This window comes from Streptomyces sp. HB132, assembly GCF_016909575.1.
Lineage (GTDB): Bacteria > Actinomycetota > Actinomycetes > Streptomycetales > Streptomycetaceae > Streptomyces.
Map to the genome: position 1 here is coordinate 490547 of NZ_JAFBGA010000001.1, position 16745 is coordinate 507291.

At 70.2% G+C, this 16745-nt stretch carries 11 protein-coding genes; 9 read left to right on the forward strand and 2 right to left on the reverse strand.

Annotated elements, in window-relative coordinates; all coding sequences use genetic code 11:
* Positions 1-3 precede the first annotated feature (3 nt).
* Together JOC24_RS02475 and JOC24_RS02480 are read left to right on the forward strand one after the other, a co-directional pair.
* The gene (locus tag JOC24_RS02475; RefSeq protein WP_205018395.1) at positions 4-1641 is read left to right on the forward strand and encodes a succinic semialdehyde dehydrogenase; all 1638 of its coding nucleotides are present in this window, start codon (positions 4-6) and stop codon (positions 1639-1641) included.
* Positions 1642-1686: 45 nt separating this feature from the next.
* Positions 1687-3516, forward strand: a complete 1830-nt coding sequence (locus tag JOC24_RS02480; protein ID WP_205018396.1) for a GMC oxidoreductase — start codon at positions 1687-1689, stop codon at positions 3514-3516.
* A gap of 69 nt (positions 3517-3585) precedes the next feature.
* Here JOC24_RS02480 and JOC24_RS02485 read toward each other — a convergent pair whose 3' ends face one another.
* Both JOC24_RS02485 and JOC24_RS02490 read right to left on the reverse strand, forming a co-directional pair.
* A complete protein-coding gene (locus JOC24_RS02485; protein ID WP_205018397.1) occupies positions 3586-4596 on the reverse strand; it encodes an LAETG motif-containing sortase-dependent surface protein in 1011 nt (336 codons plus the stop codon).
* Positions 4597-5407: 811 nt separating this feature from the next.
* Complete coding sequence (locus tag JOC24_RS02490; RefSeq protein ID WP_205018398.1) at positions 5408-5710, reverse strand: chorismate mutase; 303 nt, start codon at positions 5708-5710, stop codon at positions 5408-5410.
* Between the two features lie 313 nt (positions 5711-6023).
* On the opposite strand from JOC24_RS02490, the gene guaA reads away from it, so the two are divergent.
* The 7 genes from guaA (at position 6024) to JOC24_RS02525 (ending at position 16737) form a co-directional block, all read left to right on the forward strand.
* Positions 6024-7610, forward strand: a complete 1587-nt coding sequence (gene guaA / locus JOC24_RS02495) for a glutamine-hydrolyzing GMP synthase (RefSeq protein WP_205018399.1) — start codon at positions 6024-6026, stop codon at positions 7608-7610.
* Positions 7611-7726: 116 nt separating this feature from the next.
* On the forward strand, positions 7727-8332 hold the full coding sequence (locus JOC24_RS02500) for a Uma2 family endonuclease (RefSeq protein WP_205018400.1): 606 nt from the start codon (positions 7727-7729) through the stop codon (positions 8330-8332).
* Between the two features lie 56 nt (positions 8333-8388).
* The gene (locus JOC24_RS02505; protein WP_205018401.1) at positions 8389-9144 is read left to right on the forward strand and encodes an SAM-dependent methyltransferase; all 756 of its coding nucleotides are present in this window, start codon (positions 8389-8391) and stop codon (positions 9142-9144) included.
* Between the two features lie 129 nt (positions 9145-9273).
* Complete coding sequence (locus JOC24_RS02510) at positions 9274-10542, forward strand: hypothetical protein (protein WP_205018402.1); 1269 nt, start codon at positions 9274-9276, stop codon at positions 10540-10542.
* An 89-nt stretch (positions 10543-10631) separates the two neighbouring features.
* A complete protein-coding gene (locus JOC24_RS02515; RefSeq protein ID WP_205018403.1) occupies positions 10632-11006 on the forward strand; it encodes a Pepco domain-containing protein in 375 nt (124 codons plus the stop codon).
* Positions 11006-16168 (forward strand): wHTH domain-containing protein, encoded by a 5163-nt coding sequence (locus JOC24_RS02520; RefSeq protein WP_205018404.1) that lies wholly within the window; start codon positions 11006-11008, stop codon positions 16166-16168. The genes JOC24_RS02515 and JOC24_RS02520 overlap by 1 nt, the downstream gene beginning before the upstream one ends.
* A gap of 59 nt (positions 16169-16227) precedes the next feature.
* Positions 16228-16737: a DoxX family protein gene (locus JOC24_RS02525; protein ID WP_205018405.1), complete on the forward strand. Its 510-nt coding sequence runs from the start codon at positions 16228-16230 to the stop codon at positions 16735-16737.
* Positions 16738-16745 lie beyond the last annotated feature (8 nt).

Below are 16745 nucleotides of genomic sequence, written 5' to 3' on the forward strand. Positions count from 1 at the left end.
CTCATGACGGACTCGCAGGCCTCCACGACCACCTCCGCCGCCTCCGGCACCCGCGTCGGCACCAATCCGGTGGCCGCCGCCCCGGCGGGCGCGCGCACCGCCGCCGACGTGGTCACACCCGAGGTGATCGCGCAGCTGACCCGTGACGTCGTCGGCTCCGGCCGCACGGCCAACCACAGCCCCTTCACCGGGGAGAAGCTGGCGGACCTGCCCGAGTCCACGCCCGAGGACGTCGAGGCGGCCTTCGACCGCGCCCGCGCCGCCCAGCCCGCGTGGGCCGCCACGCCGGTCCGGGCCAGGGCCGCCGTGCTGCTCCGCTTCCACGACCTGGTCCTGCAACGGCAGTCCGAGGTCCTCGACCTCATCCAGCTGGAGACCGGCAAGGCCCGCCTGCACGCCCACGAGGAGGTGCAGGCCGTCGCCGTCGCGGCCCGGCACTACGGGCGCAAGGCCGCCTCCTATCTCAAGCCGAAGCGCCACACAGGAGTCGTCCCGGCGCTCACGAAGGTCACCGAACTGCGCCAGCCGCGCGGGGTCGTCGGCCAGATCGCCCCCTGGAACTACCCGCTCGAACTCTCCGTCGGCGACGCGCTGCCCGCCTTCGTCTCCGGCAACGCCGTCGTGATGAAGCCCGACACGGAGACCGCGCTGACCGCGCTGTGGGCCCGTGACCTCCTGATCGAGGCCGGCCTGCCCGCCGAGGTGTTCCAGGTCGTCCTGGGCGAGGGGCCGGTCGTCGGCCCCGCGCTCGTCAGCCGCGCCGACTACGTCTCCTTCACCGGCTCCACCCGTACCGGCCGTGAGGTCGCCCAGGGCGCCGCGGCCCGGCTCGTCGGCGTGTCCCTCGAACTCGGCGGCAAGAACGCCATGCTCGTCCTGGAGGACGCCGATGTGGAGAAGGCCGCCGCGGGCGCCGTCCGCGCCTGCTTCTCCTCCGCGGGGCAGCTCTGCATCTCCATCGAGCGGCTGTACGTCCACGAGTCGGTCGCCGACGACTTCGTCGAGCGCTTCGCCGCCCGTACCAGGGCCATGAGGCTCGGCAACTCCCTCGCGTACGGCGCCGACATGGGCTCCCTCGTGGGCGAGCGGCAGCTGGAGACCGTCAGCCGGCACGTGGCCGAAGCCGTCGAGAAGGGCGCGACGCTGGTCGCGGGTGGCGTCGCACGCCCCGACATCGGCCCGCTCTTCTACGAGCCGACCATCCTCGACGGTGTCGAGGCGCCCATGGCCGTCTGCGGCGAGGAGACCTTCGGCCCCGTCGTCTCCGTCTACCGCTTCAGCGACGACGACGAGGCCGTCGACCTCGCCAACGCCACCCCGTACGGCCTCAACTCCAGTGTCTGGACGAAGAACGCCGGGCGCGGCCACCGCGTGGCCGCGCGGCTGCGGTCCGGCACGGTCAACATCAACGAGGGGTACGCACCCGCGTACGGCAGCGTCCAGTCGCCCATGGGCGGCATGAAGGACTCCGGTCTCGGCCGGCGGCACGGCTCCGAGGGCATCCTGAAGTACACCGAGGCCCAGACGGTCGCACAGCAGCGGCTGATGCCCCTCGCGCCGGCCTTCGGGATGGACGACGAGAAGTACGCCGCGTTCATGAGCCGCAGCCTCAAGGCGATGAAGGCCTTCCGGCTGCGCTGACCCCTCAGCGACCCCCTACCCGCCCTTTCCGTACCGAGGAGAGCCATGTCCCAGGACAGCCATGCCCAGAACCAGGCCGGCCCGGCGGCGGCCGACGACGCGTACGACTACGACGTACTCGTCGTCGGCTCGGGCTTCGGCGGCGCGGTCTCGGCCCTGAGACTGAGCGAGAAGGGCTACCGGGTGGGTGTCCTGGAGGCGGGCCGCCGCTTCACGCGCGCGACACTGCCCAAGAGCTCCTGGGACATCAAGAACTACCTGTGGGCCCCGGCGCTCGGCCTGTTCGGCATCCAGCGCGTGCATCTGCTGGGCAAGGTGATGGTGCTGGCCGGCGCGGGCGTCGGCGGTGGCTCCCTCAACTACGCCAACACGCTGTACGTGCCGCCCGCGCCGTTCTTCGAGGACCGCCAGTGGGCCGGCATCACGGACTGGAAGGCCGAGTTGGCGCCGTACTACGACCAGGCGAAGCGGATGCTGGGTGTGCGGCTCAACCCGACCGTGACCCCGGCGGACGTCCACCTCAAAGCCGTGGCCGAGACGATGGGCGTCGGTGACACCTTCCACCTCGCCCCCGTCGGCGTCTTCTTCGGCGACGGCCGGGACGCCGACGGCACGACGCGCACGAAGCCCGGCGTGGAGGTGGCAGACCCCTACTTCGGCGGTGCGGGCCCAGCCCGCAAGGCCTGCTCCGAGTGCGGTGAATGCATGACGGGCTGCCGGCACGGCGCGAAGAACACCCTCAACGAGAACTACCTGTACCTCGCGGAGAAGGCCGGCGCCGTCATCCATCCGATGACGTCCGTCGTCGCGGTCACGGACGGCCCGGACGGCGGCTACCGGGTGTCCACCGTGCCCACGAACCGGCGCCGCAGGGCGGAGCCGTCCGTGCTGCGCGCCCGCGAGGTGGTCATCGCCGCGGGCACGTACGGCACCCAGACCCTGCTGCACACGATGAAGGACGAAGGGCTGCTGCCCCGGCTCTCCTCCCGGCTCGGTGAGCTGACCCGCACCAACTCCGAGGGGCTGGTGGGCGCACAGACCAGCGACCGCCGCTACCGCAAGAAGCACGGCACCGCCAAGGCCGACTTCACCCGGGGTGTCGCCATCACCTCGTCCATCCACCCCGACGAGAACACCCACATCGAGCCGGTGCGTTACGGCAAGGGCTCCAACGCGATGGGCGCCCTGACCATCCTCCAGGTGCCCCACAGCACCCACCGGGTGCTGGGCTGGTTCGGCAACGTGGCCAAGCACCCGTTGCTCATGATGCGCTCGCTGTCCAACCGGCGCTGGTCGGAGCGGACCATCATCGGTCTCGTGATGCAGTCGCTGGACAACTCGCTGACCGCGTACCGGAAGCCCGGCGGCGTCGGCAAGGGCCTGCTCACCGCCCGGCAGGGCCACGGGGCGCCCAACCCGACCCAGATCGCCGAGGCCACCCAGGGCGCGACGCTCCTCGCCCAGGAGATCAACGGCTTCGCCGGATCGAACGTCGGGGAGCTGATGGGCACCCCGCTCACCGCGCACTTCCTCGGCGGCTGCCCGATCGGAGCGAGTCCGGCGGAAGGCGTCATCGACCCGTACCACCGGCTGTACGGACACCCGGGCATCTCCGTGGTCGACGGGTCCGCGGTCTCCGCCAACCTCGGGGTCAACCCGTCGCTGACCATCACCGCGCAGGCGGAGCGGGCGATGTCCTTCTGGCCCAACAAGGGCGAGGCCGACCCGCGCCCGGCGCAGGGCGCGGCCTACGAAAGGCTCGCAGCGGTCGAGCCGCAGGCGCCCGCCGTACCCGAGGAGGCCTTCGGCGCGCTGAAGCTGCCGTTCCTGGGGATCCCGGTGGTGCCCCCGAAGGCAGCCGCCGAGGAGGCGTGAAACGGGAACGCCAAGGGGCTGCACCCCCCTCCGAGTGCAGCCCCTTCACGTACCTCGCGGTGACGCGCCTTACGCGGCGGCGTCACCGTTCTTGCGGCGCCGCACGATGAACATCGCGCCTGCGCCCAGCACCACGGCCGCGCCGCCCGCGAGGGCGATCACCGGAGTGCTGGAGGACGAACCGGTCTCGGCGAGGCTGCCGGTGACCTTGGCGGTGTCGGCGGCCGGCTTCTTGCCGGGCACGGGGACCTCGCCACCCTCCTGGGGCTTCGCACCGTCGTCGCCACCGGCGTCGACGATCTGGAACTTGTAGGCCACGTCCTGGAAGCACGGGGCGGTCTCGAAGTCCTCGCCGAAGACGAGCCCGCCGCCGAGGCTGAAGCCGGCGCCCACCGGGGCACTCGCCGCCACCTTGAGGCGCAGGTCGATGTCGACCTCGTAGCCGGGCTTGATCTGGTCGGTCTCGCCGACGTACCCGGACGAGGTGCCGAAGTCCTCCACGTCCTCCCACGTGCCGTCAGCCTCGTTGAGGGCCTGGAGCTGGACCTGCTTCGTGGTGAAGAGCTGCGCGCCGGCCTCGTCGGCCGCGGCGCCCGCGAAGAACGCCACGTTCTTCACGGTCTTGTTCGAGTCGTTGTAGATGTTGAACGTGAACCGGTCCCAGCCGCTGCCCCGGACGATCTTGCCGGAGAGGCCGTTGATGCCGAGTTCGAGCGGGCGCGGCTTGCACTCGCCGAGCTCCTCGTCCTCGTCCTCGTCCTCGGTCTCCGAAGCGGTGGGTGTCGGCGTCGCGGACGGGCTCTCGGACTCGGTGTCGGTGGGGGCCGGGGAGGTGGTCTCCGGCACGGTGCCTTCGGACGACTCCGTGGCCTCGGGCGTCACGGACGGCGAAGCGGACTCGGTGTCCTCGGACGGCGGCGTCGCGGACGGCGTCTCGCTCGGCGTCTCGGTGGGCGAGGGCGAGGTCGTCTCGGTCGTCGTGGTCTCGGTCTCCGCGAAAGCGGCCGGGGCCGAGAGCAGGACGACCGGGCCTATGACGGCGGTGGCGGCAGCGAGTGCCAGGGTGCGGCGGAGCTTCATCTGGGGCCTCAGCGGGTCCGTGTACCGCGCGGGTTGCGGTACGCCTGAAAAGGAGTGAACGGGCCTGCCGTTGTGGGGTACGGAACGAGCCGTGGTGTTCGCCATGCATGACCTGTGAAGTGGGGGAACGGTTGTATCCGGCCTCACAGGATCTTTATGTGGCGCTCGCCACACTCCCGGGCCGCACTCGATCCACGCCTCCGCCCGGCGGGACTCCCGGCGCCGCCGCGAGGGCGGACCCGCACCGATTCACAGCAGCACCACCGGCACCGGCGGCGACACCTCGGACTCACCTCCGGTGCGCGGGACGGTGCGGTGGGACAGGGCCCGGGACACGGTGCGGCACGGCACCGGCGACGCGCCCGTTCCGGGCTGCGCGGCCGGCACGGACGGTGCGGGTCCGCCGGCTCCGGGACGACGGGGACCGGAGGCTTCCTCGCGGCCACGAGGCGGTCGCGGGCATGGTCGGCGCCGCGCCGAGCGGGGGCCGAGGGCCGTCGTCATGACGGCCCGAGTGGCGGCCGGTCCCCGGGCGTCCCCGGGGCCGGCCGCACACGGGTGACCGGGAGGCTGTCCCCTGCCGACCGGTCACACACGCCGGGCCGTGGTCCCACGACGTACTTGCGGTACGTCACACGTTCCGGCGGAGCCACACGTGGATTCCCACCGTTGCCACCCCTGGCTGGCGCGGACACCGGGACCAACGAAGCCGTCCGGGACCCGGTCACGCGCCGTACGGGTGAGACCCGGCCCGAACGGGGGTGCGGCCGTACAGCCTTCCCGTACGTCGCACCCGGCCGTTTCCCGTACGTCACACCCGGCCGCGGCACAGCTCCAGCAGCGTCATGGCGAGGGCCGTGCCCGGCTTGCCCAGGGCGTCGCTGTAGTGGCTGAGGACGTCCATCTCGCGGGAGAGGTTCACCCGGCGGCCCCCGGACGTGATCCTCGCCTCCTGGATGACCGCCGAGACGGCCATCCGTTCCTGGACGAGGCCGATGATCCGGTCGTCCAGCGCGTCGATGCGCGTCCGGGCGCCCCCGATCAGGGACGCGGCCTCGTCGGTGTGCGCGCCGGTCCGTTCGGCGGCCGTCTTCGTGGGTGCGGTGCTGTTCATCTGTGGCTCCTGGTGGGCTGAGGCCCCCGGAGCTACCGGCCCGGAACGCCAGAACGCCCCGGGCTTGTGAGCCCGGGGCGCCTGGAGAAGTTGCTTGTCAGTTGCTCAAGCAGCACGACCATGGCAGCCGGCGGGCCGGATGCCATAGGTAAAGACGAAGATCGTGTGCTGACGCATGGGGCAAGTATGGCCCCCGCCGCGGAGCCGGTCCACGCAGGGCCCGGATGGTGAGACGGGAGCCCGGCGGGGCGATGTCCCACGGCCGGTAGAATTGGGTGGACCGACCCCTCTCCACCGCCGGAAGGCCGCCCCAGTGCCAGCAGCACCCCCCGCCGCCCCCGACACCGCGACCGACGTCGTCCTGGTTGTCGACTTCGGCGCCCAGTACGCCCAGCTCATCGCCCGCCGTGTCCGTGAGGCCCGGGTCTACAGCGAGATCGTCCCGTCCACCATGCCGGTGGCCGAGATGCTGGCCAGGAACCCCCGGGCGATCATCCTGTCCGGCGGCCCGTCCTCGGTGTACGCGGAGGGCGCGCCCAGCATCGACCGCGCGCTGTTCGAGGCCGGTGTCCCGGTCTTCGGCATGTGCTACGGCTTCCAGCTGATGGCCACCACCCTCGGCGGCACGGTCGACGACAACGGCGCACGCGAGTACGGCCGCACCTCCCTCGCCGTCTCCAAGGCGGGCTCCACCCTCTTCGAGGGCACGCCCACCGAGCAGCCGGTGTGGATGTCGCACGGCGACGCCTGCTCCGCCGCCCCCGAGGGCTTCACCGTGACCGCGTCCACGGACGTCGTCCCGGTCGCCGCCTTCGAGAACGACGAGAAGAAGCTCTACGGCGTCCAGTACCACCCGGAGGTCATGCACTCGACCTTCGGCCAGCAGGTCCTGGAGCACTTCCTCTACCGCGGCGCGGGCATCGAGCCGACCTGGACGACCACCAACGTCGTCGAGGAGCAGATCGCCCTGATCCGCGAGCAGGTCGGCGACAAGCGCGCGATCTGCGGCCTCTCCGGCGGCGTGGACTCCGCGGTAGCCGCGGCCCTCGTGCAGAAGGCCATCGGTTCCCAGCTCACCTGCGTGTACGTCGACCACGGTCTGATGCGCAAGGGCGAGACCGAGCAGGTCGAGAAGGACTTCGTCGCCGCGACCGGTGCGAAGCTGAAGGTCGTCGACGCGGAGAAGCGCTTCCTCGACGCCCTGGCCGGGGTCTCCGACCCGGAGCAGAAGCGGAAGATCATCGGCCGCGAGTTCATCCGCGTCTTCGAGCAGGCCCAGCTGGAGATCCTCCAGGAGGAGGGCCCCGAGGTCGCCTTCCTCGTCCAGGGCACCCTGTACCCGGACGTCGTCGAGTCCGGCGGCGGCACCGGCACCGCCAACATCAAGTCCCACCACAACGTGGGCGGGCTCCCCGACGACATCGAGTTCCAGCTCGTCGAGCCGCTGCGCCAGCTGTTCAAGGACGAGGTCCGGATGGTCGGCCAGGAGCTCGGCCTGCCCGAGGAGATCGTCCAGCGCCAGCCGTTCCCCGGCCCCGGCCTCGGCATCCGCATCGTCGGCGACGTCACCAAGGAGCGGCTCGACCTGCTGCGCGAGGCCGACGCCATCGCCCGCGAGGAGCTGACCGCCGCCGGCCTGGACCGCGACATCTGGCAGTGCCCCGTGGTCCTGCTCGCGGACGTCCGCAGCGTCGGCGTCCAGGGTGACGGCCGCACCTACGGCCACCCGATCGTGCTGCGCCCGGTCTCCTCCGAGGACGCCATGACGGCCGACTGGTCGCGCCTGCCGTACGAGACGCTGGCGAAGATCTCGACCCGCATCACCAACGAGGTCGCCGAGGTCAACCGCGTGGTGCTCGACGTGACGAGCAAGCCGCCGGGGACGATCGAGTGGGAGTGACCCCTGCTCCCTGAGGTCAATGCCGATGCCGTCGCTCATTCGTTTGGGCGGCGGCATCGTCGTATCCGCTGGGTACGCTGGCTGAGGAGACGAGACTCAGCCAAATGGGAGCCATCATGAGTGCCGCACCCGACGACGATCTGGCCGAGCACTACCACTACCCCGTCCCCCCGCCCCAGGGCTGGGTGGCGGAGGATCTCGATCTGCTTCCGGACCTGCCGCGGCACACAGAGCTGATCGACGGGAGTCTCGTCTTCGTGAGTCCGCAGCGGAAGTTCCACACGCGCGTGATGTGGTTGCTGGAGAGGGCGCTGCTGGCGCACCTCCCGACCGGCCTGGACGTAGACCGGGAGATGGGCATCAGGCTCGACAGCAGCAACAGACCGGAGCCGGATCTGCTGGTCTACCGCGCTGAGGCGGACACGGGTGCCGATCAGACGTGGTACGCCCCGGAGGACGTCGTCCTGGCCGTCGAAGTGGTGTCGCCCGATTCCGTCGGCCGGGACCGTGACGTCAAACCACGGAAGTACGCGGCTGCTGGGATCGGACACTTCTGGCGGGTCGAGGCGAACGACGACGGCTTGCCCATCGTGTACGTCTACGAACTCGACCCCGCGCTCAAGGCCTACACGCCGACAGGAATCCATCACAACAAGCTCAGGCTGGATGTGCCGTTCCCGGTCGAGGCTGACCTCACGGAGGTCTACAACCGGGGCCGGTGACCGGGGGCGGTAAAACGCCTGGCCCGTCGGGGAGCTGCCGTGCCAGGCTGAGGCGCATGTCAGCCGAAGAAGTCCGCGCGCTCATGTCCGCCCCCGGCAACGACAGCCTGATCTGGAACACCCCGCTGTCCGAGGCGCATGCCGCCCAGTTGGTCGCCGCCTGCTCGCCGGCCCCCGGCGCGCGGATCGCCGACTTCGGCAGTGGCTGGGGCGAGCTGCTGATGCGCCTGGTCGAAACGGCGCCCGGATCCACCGGGGACGGTGTCGAGACGGACCCGGACGCCGTCGCGCGGGGGGTGCGGCTCGCGGAGGGGCGGGGGATCGGTGACCGGGTGAGGTTCCACGAGGTCCCGGCGGCGGAATACCCGGGCGAGGACTACGACCTGGCCGTCTGCATCGGTTCCTCGCATGCCTGGCCCGGCGGTACCCCGGAGGCGCTGAAAGCCCTGAAGGCAGCCGTACGCCCCGGCGGCCGGGTGCTGTTCGGCGACGGGTTCTGGGAGCGGGAGCCCTCGCCCGCCGCGCTGGAGGGCCTCGGCGCGGAACCTGACGACTTCGGCTCGCTCCTGCAACTGGTCCGGCAGGCGGAGGCCGCAGGTCTCAGGCCGCTCCAGGTGACCGTCGCCGACCAGCGCGAGTGGGACCTCTTCGAGTCCGCCGCCAACATCGGGCGCGGGGAGCGCTGGGCGCCGGCCAACGCGGGGCACCGGCTGCACGCCGCGGTGACCGAGGCCGTCGACGCGCGCCGCACCGGCTACTACGGCGGGTACCGGGGGACGCTGGGCCTCGCCTACCTCGTCCTCAGCGCCTGAGAATCGCACATTTCAGCGACACGCGCCCCCGGTCCGCCCCGATGCGGTGGGGGGCCGCTCCGTACGGCACAATTCGTAGAAATAAACGGCGAGTTGGTTCGATCAGGGCGGGAAAGGGCGGCGTTCTCCGTGGCGTTGGACGAGGCGAGGGCGAAGAGCACGCACGGCGGTGGCTGTACGTGCGGCGACTGCCCGCACGGAGCACGTGAAGGCCACCGGCGGGCGGTGGCCGCCTTCCTCACCAAGCGGGATGAACTCGCCGCCGGGCAGGGACTGCCCGGCGCGGTCGCGCAGTCCGTCTCCGCGTCCCGGCAGTGGGTGTCGGACGAACTGACCGAGTCGGCCCGTGCCGTCGCCGAACGCAGCCGCGAGGCCGGTGACGCCTGGCTCCACACCCTCTGGCTGCGCACCCTGACCGTGGTCTGGGGCGGTGTCGTCCTGCTGCTCGTCGGCGAGGCCGTGACCGCCATCGGGGCCGGCTGGTCCACGGCCCGCACCGCGGGCCTGATCGCCGCATGCGTGACCGGGGGCCTGCTGACCGGCGCCGCCCGCGTCCACCGGGCACGCGGCGGCCTCCTCGCCCCGCTGATCGGCGAGGACAACCGGCTCTCCACCTCGCGCACCGTCGCCGCCTCCTGGGTGCTGCTCGCGGTCTTCGCCGTCCTCGTCCTCGCGCTGCAACTGGCCGGGGCGTCCGACCACGCGGACCGTGACGCGCTGATCGAGGGCCTGGACCTGGTCCGCTCGGTCGGCATCCTGACGGTGCTCGCGCTGGTGTGCGCCGTCGCCGTCGTCGTACGCCGGGTGGTGACGGTCCGTGTGCTGTCCCAGCGGCTGCAGAAGCTCCGCGCCGACCGGCCGCGCGCCGCCGACCTGCTGACCGACGACTCCGGGCGAGGCAGCTTCACCGATGTGCAGTACGTGCTGGTCAGCACCGTCGCCGTACTGTTCGCGGCGGTCCGTCTGGCACGCCGCCCGGAGCAGCTGCCTGACCTGCCCTGGGGCCTGGCCGTCCTGGTCGCCGTCTCGGCGGCGACGTACTTCGCCGGGAAGTACGCGGAGGGTGGTCGGCCGGTCATCCTGTCGGTCGTGCGGGCCAGGGAGGCCGGGGACCTCGACGCGCCCATCCGTACCGGTGACGACATCGAGATCCGCGGCGCGGGGTTCGTCCCGCCCGGCGCGGGCAGCCCGGACCGGCTGGCCCGGGTGGTCGTCAGGATCGGGCGGGTGCACGTGCACGTCCCCCTGATCCCGGTCACCGGAGGCTTCGCCAACCCGGCGGACACCGTGCTCACCGTGCCCGTCCCGGTCGAGGTCGAACCCGGCGCTGTGGAGGTACAGGTGGTCACGGCGGCGGGTGTGGAGACGAACGCCTGCCTCATCGACGTCACGGACTGAGCCCCAACTTCCTGAAACCGTCACCTGCCCGACGAGCCGTCGGTAATATCCCAGCATCGGTCGAGTGCAGGGACATCGGGGGTCATATCGTGACATCGAATTACGGGTTGGGTGCGGCCTCGGTCGAGGGCTTGGAGGTCCTCGTGGAGGCGGACGCGGGGGAGGGTTACGGCGGGGGCACCAAGGGGCTGCGCCGTCGCGGGCGCGGGGGTGCCGACCTGGAGGTGGCGAACGTTCCTGCAGACCGCCTCCGCGACAACCTGGAGCGCACGGTGGCGTCCTTGCGGGGGATGTTCGACACCATCGCGCAGGAGCAGTCGGCCTTCCCTCTGAAAGAGGTCCAAGTCTCCTTCGAAATCTCCGCGAAGGGTGGCATCAGGCTGATCGGGACGAGCGAGGTGGAAGGCAAGGGAGGCATCACCCTGGTGTTCGGGGCGCGTGACAGGCAGGGCGCAGAGAGCTGATGCACGCGAACGGTCATCGCGCGCTCCTGCTGTTCGTGCCGCAGTACGCATCGCCCAACTGGCCGAATCTGGAGTACCTGCACACGGAGTACCTGGAGATATCCCGCTCCATGGCGGAACAGGGGTACGTCATCGACCCCGCGAGTGGCTGCCGTGACTTTCTCGCGGCGGAGCTCAACGACCGTATCGCCGACTTCGTCAGAGGTGCCGCCCGCGGCGAGTGGTTGGTCGTCTACCTGAGCGGCCACGGATTCCAGTACAACGGGACCCACTGGTTCGCAGCCCATGACTCCGAGCCCGATCCGGAGCGCAGACGGGGTCTGAAGAGCACCAACGTCTCCCTCGACGAGGATTGGCCGAAAGAGGTTGAGGAAAGCCGGTGCGCGGAGACTCTGTTCGTCATCGACGCCTGCCGGGACCGGCTGGTGGCCGACACCGGGGACGTGCTCTCCCGCCCGAACACCACCCCGCCTGCCTCAGGCCGTCTCAGCTACCTTCTGGCCTGCGCACCGGAGGAGCGGGCAGCGTACGTCAGCGAGGGTGCCACGGGGTTCAGCCTCTTCACCCGAGCCCTGCGCGACGTGCTGGCAGACGCGCAGGCTCCGCTCGGCGCCGACAGGCTCCGAGCACTGATCGACCAGGGGATGCAGGAGTTGCGACGCCGCCACCCCGGTTCCGATCAGGAGGCGAGGCTCAGCAGCGAGGGTGGCCGCCAGCGGTTCGCTTTCCTTCCGGCGCCGGTGCCCGTTCTCCCGTACGGCCACGGCGTGTGGCGTCGTGCCGAAGGGTCCGTCGCCCAGTTGAGGGAAGAGACGGAGTACGTGGCACAGGGGCTCGCCCGACGCCTCGAGGATGACAGAAAGCCTCTGGCCGACGACCCGTGGGTGGACTGGGAGTCGGGGCGGCGGGCCGCCGCCCGGCTGGAGCAGTTGGTCGACGCCATGCCGGACGCGCGGTTCACTCCACGGGAAACGGCCGTGCTGGTGATGGCCCCCGCGCTCTACCACGGGTTCCGGTTGTCCCGCGCGGTGGACGCGGTCGGACTCACGAAGCCGTCGCGGGCGCACTCCAAGGTGAAGGCGGCCTGGGAGCGCTACCCGCGACTGGACCAGCAGACCACCCTGCGCAACGACCCCCGCCGCAGCGACCGTGATCGGTACATCGCTCAGGCCTGGGTCGTGCACCGGTCCGAGGTTCGCATGGCCAGCGCCCGTGACTTCGGAGTCAAGCTGAGGGACTACATCGAGACGGTGGCGGGAACCGAGCAGCTGTCGGAGATCCTCCACATCGATCTCGTCGCCTGGCTCTTCCGCGCCATGCAGGAGGGCGCGGGGGTGCTGGCCGAACCACCGGTAGCGCGGGACGGCGCTGACTTCGTCGTCCGGTACGAGCTGATCGGACATCTGCTCGCGGCCGCGCAGATCATGGCTCTCGATCTCGCAGAGCTGCCGCCGGTGCTGGTGGAGAACAGCGGTGGAAGAGACCGTGTCGGTCTGGCCCAGGTCAGGCGGGACGTCAACGCGGCGGAATGGGAGATCACGGACCGGACCGTGCGCCTGCGCGCGGCGTGCAGCCACCAAGCGGTCATGGTGGCGCTCCAGGAAAGGGTCGGGTTCCTCGACGGTCTGATCGGGGCCCGGACGTCCGTACCGGAGGAGCTCGCGGCGTTGCCCAGCCGCGCCTCCGCCGATGAAGTGACGCCTGCCGACGTCGACGGGAGGAAGCGGTTCCTGCCTGTCGTCACCCGGTTCGGACTCGACGGTCCGCGGGTGCGCGAACTCCTCATCGGGGAGCAGCTCTACACCGACCGCAACCTCGCCGTGCGTGAGCTCTACCAGAACGCCATGGACGCCTGCGAGGTCAGGCTTGCGCGGGAGACGCTGCTCGCGCGTTCTCATCAGCACCGGCCCGAGTGGCGCGGGCGGATCAGGATCAGCCAGGGGATGGAGGGACCGCGGAGATTCCTCCAGTGCGTGGACAACGGGTCCGGGATGGGGCGCGAGGAATTGGTCCATGCCTTCGCGCAGGGGGGCGCCAGACTCTCCCATCTCTCCCCGTTCCAGGAGGAGAAGCGGCTGTGGGAGTGGGAGAAGATCCCATTCCGGGAGAACAGCCGGTTCGGGATCGGTGTGCTCAGCTACTTCATGCTCGCGGACGAGATCGAGGTGGAGACGCGAAAGTTCCTCAAGGACGGCTCTCCGGCCGTCCCTTTGAGCGTCACGATCGCCGGGCCGGATCACCTCTTCCAGGTGCGGGAACACAGCGAGGAGAGCGACTTCCTCGGGGAGGTCTGCGGCACCCGGGTGCGCTGGTACCTGCGCAGTGACGTACCCGCCGACTTCAGCTGTGTACGTGCCCTGCGAGCGGTGCTGGGCGTCGCCCGGTTCGATACGGAGGCGGGCGAGGAAGCCTGGGAGTGGCGTCCGCAGGAGCAGTGGAGGAAGGGCGAATACCGAAGCCGTCCCGACAGCGTCGGGGGGCTGTCCATCAACGCGACCGGTCAGGTGGTTGCGGACACGCACGGCGACGTCTACTGGTGTGAGCACGGAGGGGCGCTGCTCGTCGACGGCATCGCGACCCGCGCGAACTGGTACCCGCCGGGTGCGGAATCCGGCCGCGACATGAGGCCCGCCGGTGAAATGCGGGTCGTCGGAGCGGTGGTGAACCTGCAGGGTTCGCTGGGCACCACCCTCAATGCGCGGGGGTCGGTGCCGCAGCTGTCCGTCGACCGGAGCCAGATCCTGCACGATGTCTTCGAGCCCCTCCAGAAGCGGCTGCGCAAGGCCGCTCCGTCACTGGCCGCGAGCGAGCTGTTGACTGAGGCATGGCTGGCGCATGTGGCCGACACGGAGCCGCGCGTCGCGGACCAAGTGGTCCAGGGGCTCGTGGAGTGCGGGGCACGGCTGGTCCACGAGGACGGCAGTGCCTCGGACATTGTCCGGACAGGCTTCCTGTCCGCGGACGTGGACCTTCGATGCAACTGGACCCGGTACCGATCGCCGAAGTCACGCAGTCGACGGCACGATGCCTACTGGAGGGTGGCGCGTCTTCCCGGTCATCTTGCTCTCTGGCGTTATCTGGCGTACTTCCCCACCGACGTCGAGCGTGCTCTCGGAGACTGCTGTCCCTCCGATCTGCCGTCCGCCACCCTCCGCTGGGCTCGTCCTTCCGACGCATGGCTCCTGGGAGACGATGAAGGGCGCGCGGTCTGGGACGGGGAGCCGCAGCTCGGTGACGTGGTCCACTACGCACGCACGCTCAATCTTTCTCTCTCCCAGACGCTCACGCGGCTCGGAGAGCTCGGACGGCCCGTTCTCGTTCCGGGCCGGCTGGACGGTGAGGCGCTGCCGGGAGAAGAGACCCTCCTGCTTCTCAGCAGGGACAACGATGGCATGCGCCCTTGGCTGCCGCCCGGTCAGAAGGTCTCCCCGATAGCCATGCTGACGACCTGCGAGAACACGAAGTTGACCACACACGAGGCATTCAGGCTCCTTGAGTCCTGCGGGTACGACACATCTCCGTACGCCGCTCTGAGGGATCCCGGAAGTCCCGCCGCCTCGCGGGCGCGCATCCTGTTCAGCGCCCGGTTGGACGGACTGGCCCCCTGGGCATCCGAACCGATCGGAGCGAAGCACATCGTCGACGCGGCGCGGCAGCTGAACACGACTCCGCGTGCCGTACGTGAGGAGCTTCGGGCGCTCGGCGTCGATGTGATCAGACAAGCGGAACTCGGAGGCCCGTACAGGTCTTTGCATCTGGCTCTCAACCGAATCAATGGTGACGAGCAGAGGACCAGTCCGGTCACGTCGGCACATGTGCTCAACTCGGCTTACCTGACCGGTGAGACCGTCGAGAACACCGCACTGGCCCTTGAGGCGATCGGCTACACCGTCTCCGAGCATTCCTCGTCGGCCGGCTCCGCTCCGGAACACGCTCACCTGCTCGGCATTCCTCTGGATGACGGCCTCTCGATCGACCTCGACGAGCCGGCGTCCCTCATGGCTGTTCACAGACTCGCACGCCGTAGCGGCGAGTCGTTGGCTCGAACGGGAGAGCTGCTCAGAAGCCTGGGTGTCGACGTTCCTTTCGATGAACTGCCTCTCGACCTGACGCCGGACGAAGTGCAGTTGTTCACGGCCTGCGCGGCTTCTCCCGGTGGGCAGGAAGACGGATTGAATCCAGTCTTGGACGTGCCTCTGGCTCATCTCGTCTACAAGGCCAGTGCTCTCGACCTGCCTCTGCTGCGTGTGGCCGAGCGGATGAAGGAGCTCGGCGCACTCGTGGGACCGATGCCGGAGCCGCTCCCCCCTGTTCCCGCCTCGCAGGTCGAACGCGCAGCCCTCGGAGCGTGGATCCCTTACCCAGGACGTCCGAACCGCGGCGTGCCGTGGGGGCATGTGGTGTGCACGGCGCAGTGGAACGGGTGGACCTCTCAGGAGGCCGCGGTGCGGCTGCGGCAGTGGGGCCTGCCGGTCGTTGACCCGAGCGGATCCGACTGGCCGGAGCCCGAGGCCCACGACCTGACGCTGCTCAGCCGGAACGCCGACGCCAGGACCCCATGGCTTGATCTGGCGCGTCCGGTGAGCACCCGGCATGTCGTCCGCGCCGCGCGAGTGACAGGAATGTCCATCGTGGAGGCCCGTGAGCGGCTGCTTGCCCTGGGCGCCCGTATCTCGCGGCCGGAGCGGACGACCGGTGAAGTGCGGTTCAGGGAGTTGGCCGGCGATGACGCCACGCTCCTCACCCAGGCAGCATGGGGTGCGAAGTACCTGACGGACTCTGCGGAACTGCCCGCCGCGTGGGTGCTCATCCGGGCCATGAGCACTGATCTTCCGGCTCTCGAGGTGGCGGAACGGCTGCGCGCGGCCGGTCTTCGCCTGCAGGACTACCCCTATCCGGACGCCCCCATGACAGCGAAGGATCTCGTGATCCTGAAGGAGAACGCCTACACGTCGAACGACTGGATGCCGCTCGAGACGAGCGTCGGCCTGGAACATCTGCTCGTGTGTGCCCATCGTCTCCATACGACGGTCGAGGACATGGCCGACCGGATGCGCAGGTTCGGCTACGCCGTTCCCCCTGTCACGGACATGGTGGCGGACGCATGGGCGAAGGTGCCGCGGACGGCCGAAGCCTCGGACGGTTGCCTGCCCGCCTGGTGAGCGGCCAGCCTTCCGCGTACGTAAGGTCTGTTGAAAGGCCAACGGAAGGCGGAGCGGTGATGCGCGGTTACAGGGGCGGTTCCTACGGGCTGGACGAGCCGAGAAGTCTCAGGGACCGGGCGGGGGAGTACGCGCTCCTGCCCCTGCGGATCTTTCTCGGCGTCACGTTCGTCTACGCGGGGCTGGACAAACTGACCGACAGCGCGTTCCTGTCGGCCGACGGGGCGGGTTCCATCGGCGAGATGATGCACGCCGTACGCGACAGCGCCGCGATCCCGGGCCTCGTCGACCTGGCGCTTAAGAGTCCCTCGGGCTTCGGCTACGCCATCGCGATCGGTGAGCTCCTCGTCGGCCTGGGCACCCTGGCCGGCCTGTGGGGCCGGCTCGCGGCACTCGGCGGGGCGCTGATCTCGCTCAGCCTGTGGCTGACCGTCAGCTGGCAGACCGAGCCGTACTACTACGGCAACGACCTGATCTACCTCATGGCCTGGCTGCCGCTGCTGCTCGCCGGCACGCCCTACTGGTCGGTGGACGCGCTGAGGGGACAGCGACGCCGCAGGGGGCTCTGACGGCCGAC